This is a genomic window from uncultured Paraglaciecola sp., from assembly GCF_913020055.1.
Classification (GTDB): domain Bacteria; phylum Pseudomonadota; class Gammaproteobacteria; order Enterobacterales; family Alteromonadaceae; genus Paraglaciecola.
The window spans coordinates 1-16,979 of the sequence record NZ_CAJWCF010000001.1 but is presented as its reverse complement, the minus strand read 5'-3'; the positions used below and the strand labels follow the sequence as shown (position 1 = coordinate 16,979).

The following is a 16,979-nucleotide window of genomic DNA, read 5'->3' as shown; positions in this document are numbered from 1 at the left end:
AGATAATTAGCTTGAACAGACAGGATTTATTGGACTAATAAAACGTACGTCTTTTCTGTAATTTAATTCCAAGTTGAACAACACTTAGGCTTAAGTTATTTTTTACTCGGTCTTTGCCAATTACTTACGTTTCTTTGTTTCGCTCTGGCTATCGCCAATTCATTATCATTGACTTCTTTGGTCACAACAGAGCCAGCTCCAACAGTAGCGTTAGCACCAATATTCGCAGGAGCTACCAACGCGCTGTTTGAACCAATAAAAGCGCCATCACCAATGATGGTTTTGAATTTATTCACGCCATCGTAATTACAAGTAATGGTGCCTGCACCTATGTTGGCACCTTCGCCTACTTCGGTATCGCCAAGGTAACTAAGATGGTTAGCTTTTGAACCCTTACCTAATGTGGTTTTTTTCATTTCGACAAAGTTACCCACCCGTGATTTCTCTTTCATCACAGAGCCTGGGCGCAATCTAGCATAGGGGCCCACACTACAATTTTCGCCTACTTTAGCTTGTTCAATTATGGAATTGGCATGGATAACGGCATTTTCAGCAATTTCACAATCGATAAGCGTGCAATTTGCGCCAATAGAAGTGTTTGAACCAATTTTCACTTTGCCTTGAATGATGACATTCACGTCAATGGTAATATCTTGGCCAACTTCCATCTCACCTCTTAAATCAAAGCGTGATGGATCTAGAAGGGATACGCCATGCATCATTAACTCTGTGGCTTTTTCAGCTTGGTAGGCTCGTTCGATTGACGAAAGTTGGGCTCGATTATTAATCCCTTCCACCTCGATGGCGGAACTGGGCTGCGAAGCATGGATAGACTTGCCTTCTTTGGCTGCCATCTCGATTACGTCAGTTAAGTAAAATTCACCCTGGGCGTTGTTATTGTTTAACGCCGCTAGCCAACGTTTGAGATCTTTTCCGCCCATAATCATCATGCCGGTATTGGTTTCTTTGATTTGTTGCTGTTGTTCTGATGCGTCTTTGTGTTCAACAATGGCCGTGACTTGTTCACCTTGCCTGATGATTCGGCCCATGCCAATAGGGTCTTCTAGTTCTACGGTAAGCAAAGCGAGGTCGGCATCTTTCTTCACTGCTATTAATTGTTGCAATGTTGACTCTTTAATCAACGGCGCATCACCTACCAATATCAACACGTCTTCATTATCTTGAATATGCGGAGCGGCTTGTTGAACTGCATGACCGGTACCCAATTGTTGATCTTGGAGACACCAAGATAAGTCATTATGGCTCAGTTGATTTTGTAGTTGCTCTCGTCCGTGGCCGTATACTAAATGTATATTTGTGGCGCCTAATTTATTCACGGTATCGATGATATGTTGAACCATAGGTTTACCACCAACTGGGTGTAATACTTTAGGCAAAGAAGATTTCATTCTAGTGCCTTTGCCTGCCGCTAAAACTACTACTGAAAAAGTCATTCAATTTCCTTGAAAGGTGAGGTGGCTGCCATAAATTGACGCAACATGCTGAACATTCATACATTCTACTTATTTGCTAATCTACTGTCAGTAGTTGTGTGTCAGTAATAGTGTTTGAATAAACTTTATTTGAAAAATACCTTGTTATGTCAATCCTTTTAGCAATCGATAAAGGGTGAATACTTAAGGCAGGGGTATAAAATATTAGAATGGATATTCTACATAGGTAATTATTGTCAGTTTGTAATCAATTAAGCAAAATAATCACTATGCTTGATTACTCTATAGGCAATTCTCCGTTATGATAGGGCCTGTTTCCGTTTTGGCATTTTTTGTCGGAAAACAGGTTAGATAAAATTTAGAGCAGGGTTGCCGTGAATATTTTTCGTACGTTACATCGAAGTATCTTAATGTTGTTTGCTGTGGTTGTGGTATCTATTGTCACCTTAGTCCACATAAGCGTTTCGAATATAGTTGCAGAGCAAAGCAGAGCGCAACAACAATCCCATTCTCCCGCATTACAATTGATTGTTGAACAGCTTATGCAACCTTTGCATATTTCACAGACATTGGCTAAAGCCAAAGAACTTCAAGACCTAATGCGCAACCCAGTGGATAATGAAGACCAAATATTCACGACCCTTAAACGTTTAAACTCAGAATTTTCATTAAACTTTTTTATTGCTAGTGAGATTAGTCGTACTCAATATGATTCAGAAGGAAAAAAAATCGAGTTAACCGAGGGAAAAGTGGACTGGTATTTCAGATATAAAGCCCAACCCGAAGATGCAATGGCAGATATTGGACAGTGGCAAAATCCTCAGTTTTATATCGATTTAAAAATTTACGATGACGAAAATAAATTTCTTGGAGTATTTGGTGTAGGAAAAAGCCTCAAGGCGTTTACTCAAGTGTTTAGTGAATACAAAAAAACCTACGGATATGATTTTATCTTTGTTGACCAAAATAAAGATATCACCCTCACTTCTGACCCCGAGTTACTCATTAAAGGAGTAACATTCAAAAATCTTGCCGATCTGCCATGGTTCCAAGCACTAAATCCTAAGCAACAACAGGCATCTCTGAATAATTTACTATTACAAATTAACGGTCAAGAAGCCCTTATTGCAGAACTAAATATTCAGCCATTTGACTGGACTTTGTACATCATCACACCACTTCAATCTAGGCAAACTGAGATAAGTCGTGGTTTTATTATCAGTATCGTGACCTTATTAGCCGTCATATTTGGGTTGTTCTTATTGATATACAACTTGTTGTATTACTTTAAAAAAGACATTCAAAAAATCAAACAAATTGACATCCTGACCGAACTGGCTAATCGAAGTAATATCACCTTAAAATTTGAAGAACTGATGTATGAGAAAAAATCAGTCAGTTTGGTTTTAATTGATTTAGATAACTTTAAACCGATTAATGAAACTCACGGCAGGAAAGCCGGTGATATAGTTTTGCGTCAAGTTGCTCAAATGTTGCAAAGCAATATCCGTGACACTGATATTTTAGGTCGCTGGGGCGGAGAAGAATTTCTCCTATTGATGCAAGATACTGGACCACATGAAGCAGTCGAATTATGTCAGGAATTATGTAAAAAACTAGCAGCTATGACTATCACCACTGGCACCACATCCATTCAAATTACTGGTAGTTTTGGTGTGTCTTTTACCGCCACGCCACGTACTTTGTCTGAAGTTATTACCGCCGCAGATGACGCGTTATTTTCCGCTAAACGAGATGGTAGAAACATGGTTAGGATGCAGTTGATTGAATCTGACTGACCAAAATAGAGTGTTTGACTACACAACGCTCTGTTCCAGTTCCAACAAACCTGCTTTGATTGATGTACCCCAAGCATAACCAGTTAACTTGCCATTACTGCCGATAACACGATGACAGGGCACCACAATAGTAAGTGGATTGCGGCCATTTGCTGCACCTACCGCCCTTACTGCCTTTGGATTATTAATTGCTTTTGCAATATCAGCATAACTGCATGTATGCCCATAAGGTATGGTCATTAGTTGTTGCCATACTTGTTGCTGAAATTCGGTGCCAGCGGCGTTTAAATTCAAATCAAATTGCACCCTATTTCCTGCAAAATATTCTTCTAACTGGCTAACGGCTTGTTGCGTATTGAAACACTTGTTGGTTGTTTTCAATCTATCTTGCACAAAACCTATAGATGTAATTCCTGCTTGCCCGGCACACACTTCTATTGTGCCAAAAGCAGATTCTAAGTATTCGACACAATCATTATTATTAGTCACGTCATACTCCAAAGTTGAAAGGTTAAGTAGCTTCGCCAAGGACTTGCTAGTTCAGCATCGACCGCAAATTTTTCCAGTTGTTTTTTAATTATCAAATCGGTATTAAGCCAAATATCAGGAGACGATAAACCCCGCATTTTTGCATAGGCAATAGTCCAAGGTCCTATGCCCTTTATATTTAGCCAATCATCTAAAGAAGAATCAGTGTTTTCGATATGATGTTGTGCGAACAGGCGCAAGGTTTGTTTGCGGCTATTAGGTATTTTTAGAAAACTAAGGTCACTATTAATTATGGCTTGAGCTGTTGGGAAGTAATATTTCTCACCTTCGGTTTCTCCTAATTCCTTAGTTAGCAATGACAATAAGTTAATTGCCGCTTTAACGGATATTTGCTGGCCAAGAATGGCTCGACAGCCAGCTTCAAATGTATCCCATACACCAGGTATTCTTAAACCTTTCAGCATATTGTCTTTTGGTATACCACTTTTTATCAATTGTGCCTGTATTGAAGCGGTATCAGCACTGAGATCAAAGACTCGTTCGATGTTATTTAATACAGTCGTCAAGTTTTCAATATTGGTTAGTCTTATCTCCACCTGCAAATAATGTTTATCCGGGATAGGGGAAATCCTAAACCATCCTTTGTCTAATCCAATAATAAATGTCCTAGAATAACTATTCTCTGTGACACTCTCGACCCCTTGAATGGCTCTCAAAGCTAAGAAAGCTTGCATATGTTGCCAATTAAAAGGGGGGCGGAAAGATAACGTCAGGCAAATAAGTTGATTCTGATTACGCGTGCCTTGCTTTATTTGTTGGGGGGTTAATCCTGTCACTTTTTTGAAATTATGTTGTAAACGTCTGGCACTAGCAAAACCACTGGCATGGGCAATATGTTCAATCGGTAAGTCACTTTGGTGGAGTAATTGTTTAGCAAATAAGACTTTATCAAATAGTTGATATTGTTTTGGGCTTAAACCTAAATGCTGCTGAAATAACTTCCGGAAATAACGGGTTGTTATACCTAACTTTTCGGCTATTTCTTCGATGCTAAGTTCTCTGTATTGCCTGAGTAAACGCATTGCTCGTTGAACTGTAGTATTCACTCCTTGCCATGCATAGGATTGTGGTGCGCTGTCGGGCCGACAACGTAAACAAGGCCGGTAACCCGCGGTCATAGCCTGTTGCGCGAGCTGAAAGTATTCGACATTTTTTTCAAGTGGAGGATTAGCAGGGCATATTGACCGACAAAAAATTTTGGTTGTTTTAACAGCGATAAAAAAAGTGCCGTCAAATCGAGGATCTCTTGTTAACCGAGCTTGTTGATAATTTGTATTCATTATTATGTGCTTTAATGCCATCGTTATTGTTATTCTAACGACTTCTATCAATTTAGTGCGACAAAAGCGGTAGTCAATAGTTGATAATCTGTACGTTAAACAAACAAGATTTGATGGTTGTTGATTCTCGGTACAAACAAATAGGATAATGAGGTCGATTAGTGCTAAATGTAACCTACCCGATTCAATCAAAAAATAGGAATAATGTGACTTCTTTTGTTTATTTAACTTTGAGCTTATTGGGAATATTAACCAAGTCTATGCAACTTCATCTGTTACATGTTTAAGTTTTTCTTAAGTTTTATACTGTTTTTTATTTTGTGCAGTGAGCAAAGCTTGGCTGCTGATAAGTGGCTGACAGACTTTGCGAACGATATTCAAGTAAAGGCGAAAAAACAAAATTTGCCAGGTTATACCTTTGCATATATTGAAAAAGGTAAACCAGCTTCGGTGGTTTTGTATGGCAAAGAGAGTAAATCAGGCAACCCTATAGCGGTAGATACAGTATTCCGTTTGGCGTCGGTATCTAAAACGTTTACCTCAATGTTAATGGCCAAATACGTGGCGCAAAATCAACTAGACTGGCAAGTGCCTGTCGCGCAATTAGTGCCAGAGTTTTCTACTACAAAAGGCAAAAAAGGCGATCTAGTCTTGCAGCATGTAATAGGCCAAACCAGTGGATATACGCCTAATGCTTACGACAACTTGATCGAGGCCAATTATTCAGTGAAGCGAGTGCTTACTATGCTTTCTGACCTTAAAACTCTGTGCCAGCCTGGACAATGTTATACTTATCAAAACGCCTTATTTGCCGTAGTAGATGGATACTTTCAGCAACATCATTCATCTTTCGGGCAGGCCTTAACACATACAATTATTGAACCACTTAATATGCCCCATGCAAGCGTTGGGAAAGTGGGGTTACAGTCTTCTGATAAGTGGGCAAAACCCCATGTGGCGATCTCAAAAAATAGATGGCGAACGACTAAAGTACGTGATGATTATTATAAATATTCCCCAGCAGCAGGGGTAAATGCCAGCATGCGGGATATGGTTATTTGGATGCGTGCACTGCTGGGAGAGGCGCCAGAAATTGTTTCTCCTGAGTTGATTACTCAGGTGACGACTGCGCTGACTAAAAGTAAAAAAGAAGTGTATCGACGCCAGTGGCGTAAATTTTTGTCAGATGCCCATTACGGCTTGGGTTGGCGTATCTATGACTTTAACGGACATACTCTTAACTATCATGGTGGTTGGGTGCAGGGCTATCGTGCAGATATCGCATTTTCACCTGAATATGGCGTAGGTTATGTGATGTTAATGAATGCTGAGTCGAATTTAATTAATGAGTTTACACCAGATTTTTGGGAGAGATGCTTCAAACATTTAGAACAAGCCAGCTTAGTTGCTGGCTCATTAAAAACAGGGGTTATTATCAACTAACTCAATTATGAGGTTTTTAGGTAGGTATAACCCTTCAAGCAATCTTCATAGAAGTCCGTCCATTTTACCCCTTCTCTGGGTTTCATTTGACCTTGGGCAACACGACCATCGATCATTTTCTTAACGCTTTTGGCCATTGAGCTTGGGTGATATTGCATGATCGATAGTACATCATCGACAGAAGAGCCGTTTACTACTTCTTCGATATAAAAGCCTTGTGGCTCATCGTCATGGCTGAATATATGCACTTCGTTTAACCGACCGAACAAATTGTGCATGTCGCCCATGACATCTTGGTAAGCGCCAGTCAAAAACAAACCTAAAAAGTAGTCTTCATCCGGTTTTAAATTATGCATAGGTACAATGTCTGAAGTGCCATGTTCGCTAATAAACTGATCTAGTTTGCCATCGCTATCACAGGTTATATCTACCAGCGAACAGTTTATGGCTGGTTTTTCATTCATACGGGTTAACGGGACTACGGGCAATATTTGGTCTATAGCCCAAGTGTCAGCCGCAGATTGAAATACTGAAAAGTTGCATAGATACTGCGAAGATAACGCAAAGTCTAATTCTTGCATTTCTTCGGGTACAAACTCAGCGTCTTTGAGGCGAAGTTGTACTTTTTCCATCACTGACCAGTACAGGGTCTCAATTTTGGCCAGTTCTTCGAGTGAAATTACCCGTAACTTAAAGGCATTTAATGCTTGTTCTTTAAATTGTGATGCGTCGTTAAATATTTCTTGTAAGTTATTTTGTTTATCAATGATGTCTGTTAGTTCTCGCATATCGCTAACTAAGATATGTTCCCCATCTGCAACATCTGTTGCTATACCTGCTCCATGTGCTTTTATTTCTCCAACTACTTGTGTTACCACACAACTATGATGTGCCGTAATAGCTCTGCCACTTTCACTGACTAAGGTAGGGTGAGGCACGTCTTCTAAATCACACACCTGCTTCATGCCGTAAACAATATCAGCTACGTACTCTTGCATACTATAATTGCGCGAAGAGTCATTAGTTGACTGACTACCGTCATAATCAATGCCTAAGCCACCGCCTACATCAACGTATTCTAATTTGAAGCCCATTCGGTGCAACTCAGAGTAGATCATAGCCCCCTCTGTGATGGATTCTTTTACCGCACGGATGTCGGTCAATTGACTGCCAATATGAAAATGTAATAGTTTCAAACAATGGGCCATGCCGTGTTCTTCAAGATAACGGGCAGCATTGATCATTTCACTGATGGTTAAACCAAACTTTGCTCTGTCACCGCCTGAACTTTCCCACTTGCCACGACCTTTGACCGTCATTTTAGAACGTATACCAACTATTGGCTCTACGCCCAGTTCTTTAGCCGTTTTTACTAGCAGGATTAACTCAGAAAACTTCTCAATAACAACAATAGTTTTGCTACCCAATTTACGACTTAACAGCGCTAAGCGCATAAATTCTTGATCTTTATATCCGTTTAAAATGGTAAGAGAGTCTGTATTAGTGTTAAGTGCCATAACTGCCAGTAGTTCTGCTTTTGAACCGGCTTCTAAGCCATAATTGAACGGCGACCCAGCATCAACTATTTCTTCTACCACTTCTCGCATTTGATTGACTTTAACGGGGTAAACACCCATATATTCGCCGTTATATTCAGCTTCTTTAACCGTTTCTTGAAACGTTTTATTTAATAAGGCTACTTGCGAACGCAGAATATCGTGAAATCTCACCACTACTGGAAATTGAATGCCTTCTTGTTGGATTTCTTCTAACACTGCCTTGAAGTCAATTCGTATGTTGGTATTTGACGGGTCGGGGGTAATATGCAAATTACCATTTTGACCAATTTCAAAATAACCAGCGCCCCAACGTTTTACTCGGTAGATATGTTCCGAGTCATCAATGGTCCACTTTTTAGTTCTTGGCATAGCTATTTACTTTCTATCAAAAGGGTTGGAGCGGCGGATTATAATCAACAACAATTGTGCTGGCTAGAAAGTTTAATCACTATTAAATCAATAATAGTGATGCTGAGCCTAAAAACACAAAAAAGCCAACTACATCAGTTACTGTTGTTAATATCACTGAGCCAGCAAGAGCCGGGTCGATGCCCATCTTATCGAGCATTACAGGAATAAGTATTCCTGATATTGCGGCGATAAGCATGTTGATAATTAATGCTGCTGCAATAATGGCTGACAGCCATGGGTTATCAAACCACAATGAAGTCACGGCAGAGACAACTAAAGCCCAGAGTAAGCCATTAAAAAACGCCACTAATACTTCTTTATTGCCTAGCGCTCTTAGATTGGATGTGGCCAATTGCCCGGTAGCTAACCCTCTTATGGTTAGCGTTAGAGTTTGACTACCGGTTATGCCGCCCATACTTGCTACAATTGGCATAAGAACAGCCAACGCGACTACTTGGGCAACAACTTCATCGAAGATGCCGATGACAATAGAAGCAGCAAATGCTGTAAGTAGATTGATACCCAACCAAACTGCTCTACGCCTTGAACTGGTGAATACTGGTGCAAATAAGTCTTCGTCGCTAACACGGCCCATATGTGATAACTGAGTTTCATAATACTCTTGGTAAACATCAATGGCGTCTTTAACCGAGAAACGACCGAGGAGTCGGCCTTCTTTGGTGATGACAGGTAACATTGAACGACCACTACTTTTTACCGCCTCCGACGCTTCAAACAGTTCTAAATCTGCAGCTAAAACATGGTCCGAAAATTCTGCAACTTGTATCAGAGGTGTGTCTTCGTTACTGGTAAACAATTGGTTAATGTCGACTTGACCTAAATAGTGCTCTGTATCATCTACGACTAAAATACTATCTGTATAGGCGGGCAGGCCGACTATTTTCAACTCTTTGAGTAGCGCCCCTACAGACACGTTTTTATTGGCCGTATATACATCATGATTAACATAACGGCCTAGTTGTGCATCAGAGTAGTTAAGTGCTTCTTCGATTAAGCCTGATTCTTGGGCACTTAGTTTTTTAATTAATCCCTTTGCTACCCGGTTGGGTAATGCATCAAGTATTTCAACTAAGTGTTCTGTGGTACTGGCAAGCGCAACGTCTTCAATATGTTGATTGGATAACAACGACATAAGTTGTTCGCGCGAGTCGTCGCGCATCGCGGCTAATATTGGAGACTTTTTTTCTTCACCAAGTGTTTGCCACAATTCAAACCGAAGGTCTTTAGGTAAACCTTCAAATACAAAGGCCCAATCCTCAGAGCTGAAATCTCTGGCAATAATAGGTACTGCTATTTGACCTTCTTTAAGCGTATCAAGGAGCCATAAAAATGCATTTTCTCGTTGTTCTTGACTGACCACTTAAATCTCCTTACTGGCTAATCTCATTGTGTATATGGTATCGATAAAAGGTAATTAAGCCCTAGTCATTTTATTAGATTATTAAGTTTTTTGGTGTATCTTATTGCAAGTTTTTAATGTCACAGTAAACATCCAGTTCAGATAGTCCAAATCCCACTTAATTAAGTGCGTTACAACCAATATTTTAGAGAAGTAGTTATGCAAGATAGAGAAACCAATCCGGCTCCTAGCATTGATGACCCCACACATATTTTTGAGTTGAGATACCTTACTCTCGAAGATTATGATGATGTGAAAGAGCTAATGGATGTCGTTTATGCTCAAGTAGGTGGAGCTTGGCCGCAAAAAAATTATCAGGCCCAGCTTAATACTTTTCCTGAGGGACAGATTTGTATTGAGGACAAAGGCAAGGTCATCGCAGCAGCGATTTCAGTCATAGTTGATTATGATAAATTTGGTGATAAACATACCTACGATGAGATTACTGGGGATGCCTAGGTACTCATGATCCCAAGGGTGACGTGTTGTATGGTGTAGATGTATTTGTATCGCCAGAATATCAAGGTTTAAGATTGGGTCGACGTTTATATGAAGCAAGAAAAGAGCTGTGTAAAAATCTTAACCTAAAATCGATTATGGCTGGTGGACGGATCCCAAACTACGCTAAACACGCAGATACTATGACACCCTATGAATATATAGAAGCGGTTAAGTCTAAAGATTTATACGACCCAATCTTAAGCTTTCAAATATCAAATGGATTCGAGGTTAAACAAATACTTAAGGCTTATCTTCCAGAAGATGAAGCCTCGAAAGGTTATGCTACTTTGCTGCAATGGCATAATATTTATTATAATTCTGAATCCCCTAAACTGTTTGGTGGACACAGAAATACTGCGCGAATTGGTTGTGTACAATGGCAAATGCGCTATTTTCATGATGTCGCTGAACTATTGCAACAAGCCGAATATTTCATTGATGCCCTATCTGATTACAAATGTGACGTGGCACTTTTTCCAGAGTTTTTTAATGCGCCGCTTATGGGGATCAAACCGGCAGAAACCTCAATCGATGCTATTTGGAACTTAGCGATTTATAGCGAAGAAATATTAACTGAGATGTCTCGACTGGCTGTGTCATATAATATTAATGTCATAGTGGGTTCAATGCCGGTTGTTGAGGATGACGAGTTGTATAACATTAGTTATCTATGCCATCGAGATGGTCAAATTGACAGCCAATATAAGTTGCACCCAACTCCTCATGAAAAGAAGGATTGCATCATGCAAGGTTGCGACAAACTGCAAGCCTTCGATACAGATTTTGGCAAGATAGGTATTCTGATTTGTTATGATGTTGAATTCCCAGAATTGGGTAGAATTCTAGCAGAACAAGAAATACAGGTGTTGTTTATTCCTTTCTGGACAGACACTAAAAATGGCTACCTTAGAGTGCGAATTTGCGCGCAGGCTAGGGCAATCGAAAATGAATGTTATGTGGCTATTGCGGGCAGTGTGGGTAATCTTCCTAAGGTGGATAATGTTGATATTCAGTATGGACAATCGGCTGTTTTTTCACCTTCTGACTTTGCTTTTCCACATGATGCAATCGTGTCAGAAACCACACCAAATACTGAAATGACATTAATTGTTGACTTGGATTTAGACCGATTAACCCAACTTAGAAATGAAGGTTCAGTCAGAAATTACCTCGACAGAAGACGTGATTTATACAAGGTAGACTGGACTGGCAAGTAAGTAAGCGATTACATCTTCTTCTAAGCCGTGTAAAAAATACCGCATGACATGCGGTATTTTTTTGCCTGGAATTTGATAAACCAATAGTCGCTCTAAACATAGAAAATTTAGAGTATTAAACTGAATGGTATTGAAACACTTCATCAATAGATTGCCCAAATACTTCGGCAATTTTGAAGGCAATTTCTAGAGTTGGTGAGTACTTACATTTTTCAATGGCCATAATTGTTTGCCGTGTAACACCGACTAGTTCTGCTAGCTCTTGTTGAGTCATTTCATCAGCAAAAAAACGAAGTTCTCTGATTTTGTTTTTAATAGGAAGAGTAGCCAAGTTAGTGACTACTTCTGTAATAATACAGTTGAGAAGAAAACCTAATTACTTCAGAAAAAATAAAACTGAATAACAAAACATGCGCTGTGAAAAGAGGAATTTTCATCACTTTAAATTGCTCAATTAAACTTGGATTTATTTCCAAAACCACAATACTTCCTAATGTCAGAAACACACCAATCACCAATACAGCATAACCAATATTGTTACCTCTATATTCAAACAGCTTATCTCTTTCATCGGTACCAAATTTAGCTGCTTTGTGATTGCTCACTGCTAGCAAACCTTGAAATATTATCTCGATTGAAATGATAAGAAAGAGCGCACGGATAGATAGTTCTAGCGCTATTGTTTTCGCGAGTTCTTCAGGCATACCAACTAAAGATATTATATTAAAAAAATAATCACCAAAAACTACTAAAGTACTGATTAATGAAATCCAAATACTTTTTTCTCTAAAAGACATATTCATAACATTCCCTCTTTATTAGTAACGCAAGAGTAAAGTAAATCAAACTGTATGTATGGTATTTTTAACATTTAGTTAAAGATTTTGTTCTTTGAGGTTGTTATTTCTAACCTTTATTCACCAATATCTTCATTCCACAGCTGGGGGCTTGCACTGATAAAGTTCTGCATTAAGTCGATACACTGTTGGTTTTGTAATACTTCGATAGTAATGTTTTTGGATTTAAGTAACGCTTCTTCACCCATAAAAGTGTGATTTTCTCCAATTACTACCTGGCCTATTCCATACAAAATAATTGCCCCAGAACACATTGCACAGGGTGATAATGTTGTGTAGATAATTGACTCGCGATATGTCTGCGCTGATTGACGACCAGCGTTTTCAAATGCGTCCATTTCGCCATGTAAAATCGGACTGCCGTTTTGTACTCGACGATTGTGGCCGCGTCCGATAATGTTGTTGTTATGCACGATGACTGAACCTATAGGAATCCCACCTTCAGCTAAGCCTATTTGAGCTTCTTCTATTGCAGCTTGCATGAATTTATCCATTGGTATCCCTTAAATTTTATTTAATATTTGTTACTAGGTTGCGAGGAGAATAAAGCAATCCTGACTTTTTCTAATGCTTTCTGACTGTCATTGATGTTTAACGTCAGCATAAATTCATCAATAAGTGGCATGATTTGGTCTGCATAATCTTGTTTACTATCGCGGTCGAAAAACTGGGTCGTACCTTTTGCATTGGCAATTGTGTTGTAGGCCTCCTGAACTAAACTGGAGTTGTTTTGTTGTGCACCTTTGTGAGGAGATAATGTGCCCAATCGAGTGTTGAATTTTTCTTGTATAGCACTTTTAGCTACATATCGAATGAATGATTTTGCCAATTTTGAATGTTTAGATGTGATTGGCAGAATTAATACATCCAAGGGTGCCTCTTCATAATAAGTGGTTTGGTCATTAAACATCGGAAATTTAAAAAATCCAATACGGTCTTTTATTTTTACAGGCATATTTTGAATAGCATAATTGCCCAACATAGACATACCTGTAAGACCTCTAAATAATAACGGTAGACCTTGTTTCCAATCCAGATCCTGATGATCTTGAATAAAGTATTCTTCTTTACTCAGATCTTTAAGTTTGTCTAATACGTCGTAGATCCTTTTATCCAAATAAGAGGCTTTACCCTGAACTAGGCTCCTATGAAATTCGATTCCATTTAGACGCAGATTTAAATAGTCAAACCATGCAGTGGCAGGCCAATTACTTTGAGTACCTATAAAAATAGGTGTTACGTTATTCTGTTTTAGAGTTTCACAAACCAATATGAATTCGTCCCAGGTATTCGGTTCTGTTAGGCCGAGTTTGGAAAACAGAGGTTTGTAGTAGTAGAAGCCTAGTTGGTAATAAGATATTGGTAATGCATAAGCGCGTTGTTCAAAAGAAATGGAATCAATAATTACCTTATCAAAGATGCTAGCCATTTTTTTTGCAGATAAAATATCGTTTATTGGTGAAACTTTGTTCTGTTCAATATATTCAAATAGGCGCTCACCTGCATGCCAATACAAAATATCGAATTGATTTGCTATTAACATTTGTGGAAATTTTGCTTTGTATATTTCGCTTGTATAGGAGGTAATGGTGATTTTAGAATCAGGGTGGTCGTTTTCAAACGCTCGAACTAAATTGTAAAACGCAGCGCGCTGAGAACTAGTTGTTATTGATGTTGCAATCTTGAGTTCTTGCTTAGCAAGTGCTGGTAACGATACAAACACCAGCATGAAAACTACTAATATATTAGGAATATTATGTTCCTCTGTTTTAGCGCATAACTTGTTATGTACATTACACTGTAAGTTAGTATAGAGATATTAATACCTGAGCATTAATCGGTTCTAGTTGTTGGTCTAGTACTCGTAATCCACCAATTAAGCTTCGTGTTTTGGTTGTTGTGTGAGTGGGTGATTTTTTACGCTGAACGGTATTAAACATAAGCCAGCATATTTTAGCTAATTACAATCGTCTTGTTAGACTAAAAGTGAATGATGATTTAGTTATAAAATAACCACTGACCTATTTCTGCCTTTTTCTTTTGCTTCATACATGGCCTTATCAGCGCGCACAAAAGCCTGTTCAAACAATTCAGACCTAGCCAAACTTGTGGCGCCCACACTGACTGTGATTTTGCCAAGTTTGCCATTCAAAAAAGAGGTGGATTCAATTGATTTTCGTACTTTTTCAGCAAACTTTAGAATGTTGGATGTATCCATACAGTTAAACAGAATAACAAACTCTTCTCCTCCCCAACGAGATACAATATCGTAAGAACGAACACAACTTATTAGCGCTTTAGCCGTTTCTTGCAATACTTGATCGCCAATGGCATGCCCGTGTGCATCATTAATTTTCTTGAAAAAATCAAGATCGAGAACTAATAAAGTGTACTGCTGCAAAAGTTGTGTTGAGTGCAGCTCATCTACTATTCTGCTTAATCCTTCGCGATTTAGAATGCCAGTTAACTTGTCATGTTCTGCTTTATCTTGATAAATAGCACTTTTTGCAGCTAATTTTTTAAGCTGTTTTTCATCAAGGTGTGACTTCTCTCGCATTTTTATGTGGGTTATGAACATGTCTGCCAATAGGAGAATCGCCCAAAAAACAATAATGGCTAGGTAAAGTGATTCTTTTGATAATACTTCCCCAACAACTTTTAATGAATGTAATTTAAACTCGTGTTTTCCTAAAGTATTTGGATAGGGAATGTCTATGCCCACCGCAACAACTTTATCTAAATCAGGTTTGGTTTCTTCGGGAGGAATTTGATTATCGTCTATCCACCAGTCAGCCACTCTTAGTTGATCAAATGGGATATTAGTCACTTGTTTAAAATCTTAGACGGCCTTAGACATACTATTAAATTTTGCTTTACCAATAACATCCTGCAGGTTTGGCAAAGGATAATAGTTACGTAGAAAAATCCTAATGTACTTGGCTTGGCCATTATATTCTAAGTCAACTTGTAGCTCTCCATAGTTTGAAAAGTCTAATTGCTTAAATGGTTGATTAGACCATGCGAGTGAAATTCCACAATAGGGATAAGGAGCGCCAGCTTTTAGTTCACACACCCAGTGCAGGTTTTCTTTATCTAACCAGGTTAATTCAGACTTCCCACCCACAGTTGAATCTATCGATTCGTCAATATATTCGGTTAGCTGGGGGTGTAAATCTATAGTGCGCTTAGGGAAATAATCATAAAATAGGACCAGTACCAAGGTGATACAAAATGCAGAGGCTTTAAGCTTAGACATTTTACCTTTATTTAATACGCTCATTTCCTACCTTATAAAGTCCAGAACAATCAATTTTTGGCTTCTTATTTTAAGTAACACTAACATTCTATGGCTAAATATCTATCCTATAGCACTTTGATACCGCAACACTTTTTGACTTTTTTCCCACTGCCACAAATACAAGGGGCATTCCGATTAGGCTTCAGTGCCGAAGTTTGTGTCTTTGGTTTATTTAAAAAAACGTCTAACTCAAGCGTATTTTCTGGTTCTTGTTCATTTATTTCGATGTTGGCAACAAGTGAATTTTCTAGCAGCATTTGTTCAATTTCTTCTTTACGTTGAATTGAATTGACCACTAGTGTTAAAGGCGAATTTGCACTGCCCAATTTCACTTGTCTGTTGGTGTTATAACCAAAACGTTGATACTTTTCTCGCACTTCAATGCGACCCTTGAAGAAAACCTTATGCATTTTTTTACCCTAATATAGTTAGGCTTAGATCATAGCAGGATAAGGGGCAGACACCTAAAGCGAACATTTTGTACGCTGAATAAAATTAATTCATATTTGATTAAGGAAAGCCCGGATAGGATACTTCTCATTCTTGTAAAATTCATTAGAAAACAACCATGTTTAAAATCATTCTCTTAGGTGTCATATTCTTCAGTTCGTTTAGTTATGCCAACCAACCATTCAACGTTTTCGTAAAACGAGAATTTAATGGAACAGATTCTATTAGCGGTTTTGGAGCAACTGCTGCATTTGGTCCTGCTCACAGCTTGGTCAAAGGAGAGTTTATCTCGTCACTTAATTACGCTGAAGTTTTAGATGATACTGGGATCATGCGTGAGTTTTTGTCATTAGATACAGGTGTAAGACTAGGCGTTTACGATAAAGTTTTTGTTTATATTGAGGCGGGTTTTGATGCATTTGAAATTATTGTAGATGATTCTAAAGATGATGATCATTTTTATGATTCGCTAGAAAATAATAGAGTGGATGGCTACGCTGGTTTAGGCGCAGGTATCAACACAAATAATATGCGGGTAGAAGGGTTTGTCAAAGCCCGTCAGATTGATGGGGACACTTGGGATAGTGATAAACAAATATTCTATGGACTACAATTATCATTGTTTTTCATGCCTGTGCAGATAACTCAGGACTGAACTATGCTATATATACAAACACACTGTATGGGCAGACATAGTCATGAACATGCCAGAAGCAAGCTTTTTAACGTGGCAGCAACAAT

Annotated in this window: 15 protein-coding genes and 1 pseudogene; 4 read left to right on the top strand and 12 right to left on the bottom strand. The window is 38.7% G+C overall.

Features of this window, described 5'->3' with window-relative positions; genetic code table 11:
- Window positions 1-95: 95 nt before the first annotated feature.
- The gene (gene glmU / locus QZ488_RS00080; RefSeq protein ID WP_293745562.1) at window positions 96-1,454 is read right to left on the bottom strand and encodes a bifunctional UDP-N-acetylglucosamine diphosphorylase/glucosamine-1-phosphate N-acetyltransferase GlmU; all 1,359 of its coding nucleotides are present in this window, start codon (window positions 1,452-1,454) and stop codon (window positions 96-98) included.
- 374 nt (window positions 1,455-1,828) lie between these two features.
- Between glmU and QZ488_RS00075 the strand changes: the two genes are divergently transcribed.
- Window positions 1,829-3,253 carry a sensor domain-containing diguanylate cyclase gene (locus QZ488_RS00075; protein WP_293745560.1) on the top strand — a complete coding sequence of 475 codons (1,425 nt, stop codon included), beginning with the start codon at window positions 1,829-1,831 and terminating at the stop codon, window positions 3,251-3,253.
- A gap of 18 nt (window positions 3,254-3,271) precedes the next feature.
- Here QZ488_RS00075 and QZ488_RS00070 read toward each other — a convergent pair whose 3' ends face one another.
- Window positions 3,272-3,742: a methylated-DNA--[protein]-cysteine S-methyltransferase gene (locus tag QZ488_RS00070; RefSeq protein WP_293745558.1), complete on the bottom strand. Its 471-nt coding sequence runs from the start codon at window positions 3,740-3,742 to the stop codon at window positions 3,272-3,274.
- On the bottom strand, window positions 3,739-5,082 hold the full coding sequence (locus QZ488_RS00065; protein ID WP_293745556.1) for an AlkA N-terminal domain-containing protein: 1,344 nt from the start codon (window positions 5,080-5,082) through the stop codon (window positions 3,739-3,741). The genes QZ488_RS00070 and QZ488_RS00065 overlap by 4 nt, the downstream gene beginning before the upstream one ends.
- Window positions 5,083-5,361: 279 nt before the next feature.
- Between QZ488_RS00065 and QZ488_RS00060 the strand changes: the two genes are divergently transcribed.
- Entirely contained in the window at window positions 5,362-6,525 is a 1,164-nt protein-coding gene (locus QZ488_RS00060; protein ID WP_293745554.1) for a serine hydrolase domain-containing protein, read from the top strand.
- A gap of 5 nt (window positions 6,526-6,530) precedes the next feature.
- Here the strand turns inward: QZ488_RS00060 and speA are convergent, their stop codons facing one another.
- Window positions 6,531-8,453: a biosynthetic arginine decarboxylase gene (gene speA / locus QZ488_RS00055; protein WP_293745553.1), complete on the bottom strand. Its 1,923-nt coding sequence runs from the start codon at window positions 8,451-8,453 to the stop codon at window positions 6,531-6,533.
- Between the two features lie 82 nt (window positions 8,454-8,535).
- On the bottom strand, window positions 8,536-9,876 hold the full coding sequence (locus QZ488_RS00050) for a magnesium transporter (RefSeq protein ID WP_293745551.1): 1,341 nt from the start codon (window positions 9,874-9,876) through the stop codon (window positions 8,536-8,538).
- A gap of 198 nt (window positions 9,877-10,074) precedes the next feature.
- Between QZ488_RS00050 and QZ488_RS00045 the strand changes: the two are divergent.
- Window positions 10,075-11,633 (top strand): annotated as a pseudogene (locus tag QZ488_RS00045) (bifunctional GNAT family N-acetyltransferase/carbon-nitrogen hydrolase family protein).
- Between the two features lie 115 nt (window positions 11,634-11,748).
- Here QZ488_RS00045 and QZ488_RS00040 read toward each other — a convergent pair.
- From QZ488_RS00040 to QZ488_RS00010, 7 genes are all read right to left on the bottom strand, one after another.
- Window positions 11,749-11,964, bottom strand: coding sequence for a helix-turn-helix transcriptional regulator (locus QZ488_RS00040; RefSeq protein ID WP_293745549.1), 216 nt, complete (start codon window positions 11,962-11,964; stop codon window positions 11,749-11,751).
- Window position 11,965: 1 nt separating this feature from the next.
- Entirely contained in the window at window positions 11,966-12,436 is a 471-nt protein-coding gene (locus QZ488_RS00035; RefSeq protein ID WP_293745547.1) for a hypothetical protein, read from the bottom strand.
- Between the two features lie 110 nt (window positions 12,437-12,546).
- The gene (locus QZ488_RS00030) at window positions 12,547-12,984 is read right to left on the bottom strand and encodes a nucleoside deaminase (protein ID WP_293745546.1); all 438 of its coding nucleotides are present in this window, start codon (window positions 12,982-12,984) and stop codon (window positions 12,547-12,549) included.
- Between the two features lie 20 nt (window positions 12,985-13,004).
- Window positions 13,005-14,219: an extracellular solute-binding protein gene (locus QZ488_RS00025; RefSeq protein WP_293745543.1), complete on the bottom strand. Its 1,215-nt coding sequence runs from the start codon at window positions 14,217-14,219 to the stop codon at window positions 13,005-13,007.
- 273 nt (window positions 14,220-14,492) lie between these two features.
- Window positions 14,493-15,317 carry a GGDEF domain-containing protein gene (locus QZ488_RS00020; RefSeq protein WP_293745541.1) on the bottom strand — a complete coding sequence of 275 codons (825 nt, stop codon included), beginning with the start codon at window positions 15,315-15,317 and terminating at the stop codon, window positions 14,493-14,495.
- Window positions 15,318-15,329: 12 nt separating this feature from the next.
- The gene (locus QZ488_RS00015) at window positions 15,330-15,770 is read right to left on the bottom strand and encodes a hypothetical protein (RefSeq protein WP_293745539.1); all 441 of its coding nucleotides are present in this window, start codon (window positions 15,768-15,770) and stop codon (window positions 15,330-15,332) included.
- Window positions 15,771-15,853: 83 nt separating this feature from the next.
- Complete coding sequence (locus tag QZ488_RS00010) at window positions 15,854-16,198, bottom strand: PBPRA1643 family SWIM/SEC-C metal-binding motif protein (RefSeq protein ID WP_293745537.1); 345 nt, start codon at window positions 16,196-16,198, stop codon at window positions 15,854-15,856.
- Window positions 16,199-16,356: 158 nt separating this feature from the next.
- On the opposite strand from QZ488_RS00010, the gene QZ488_RS00005 reads away from it, so the two are divergent.
- The gene (locus QZ488_RS00005) at window positions 16,357-16,893 is read left to right on the top strand and encodes a hypothetical protein (RefSeq protein WP_293745536.1); all 537 of its coding nucleotides are present in this window, start codon (window positions 16,357-16,359) and stop codon (window positions 16,891-16,893) included.
- Window positions 16,894-16,979: the final 86 nt, after the last annotated feature.

Excerpts from the sequence above, each read along its gene's own strand:
- QZ488_RS00065 (WP_293745556.1), bottom strand. The coding sequence starts at position 5,082 with ATGAATACAAATTATCAACAAGCTCGGTTAACAAGAGATCCTCGATTT.
- QZ488_RS00005 (WP_293745536.1), top strand. The coding sequence starts at position 16,357 with ATGTTTAAAATCATTCTCTTAGGTGTCATATTCTTCAGTTCGTTTAGT.
- speA (WP_293745553.1), bottom strand. The coding sequence starts at position 8,453 with ATGCCAAGAACTAAAAAGTGGACCATTGATGACTCGGAACATATCTAC.
- QZ488_RS00010 (WP_293745537.1), bottom strand. The coding sequence starts at position 16,198 with ATGCATAAGGTTTTCTTCAAGGGTCGCATTGAAGTGCGAGAAAAGTAT.
- QZ488_RS00030 (WP_293745546.1), bottom strand. The coding sequence starts at position 12,984 with ATGGATAAATTCATGCAAGCTGCAATAGAAGAAGCTCAAATAGGCTTA.
- QZ488_RS00035 (WP_293745547.1), bottom strand. The coding sequence starts at position 12,436 with ATGAATATGTCTTTTAGAGAAAAAAGTATTTGGATTTCATTAATCAGT.
- QZ488_RS00015 (WP_293745539.1), bottom strand. The coding sequence starts at position 15,770 with ATGAGCGTATTAAATAAAGGTAAAATGTCTAAGCTTAAAGCCTCTGCA.
- glmU (WP_293745562.1), bottom strand. The coding sequence starts at position 1,454 with ATGACTTTTTCAGTAGTAGTTTTAGCGGCAGGCAAAGGCACTAGAATG.
- QZ488_RS00060 (WP_293745554.1), top strand. The coding sequence starts at position 5,362 with ATGTTTAAGTTTTTCTTAAGTTTTATACTGTTTTTTATTTTGTGCAGT.
- QZ488_RS00025 (WP_293745543.1), bottom strand. The coding sequence starts at position 14,219 with ATGCTGGTGTTTGTATCGTTACCAGCACTTGCTAAGCAAGAACTCAAG.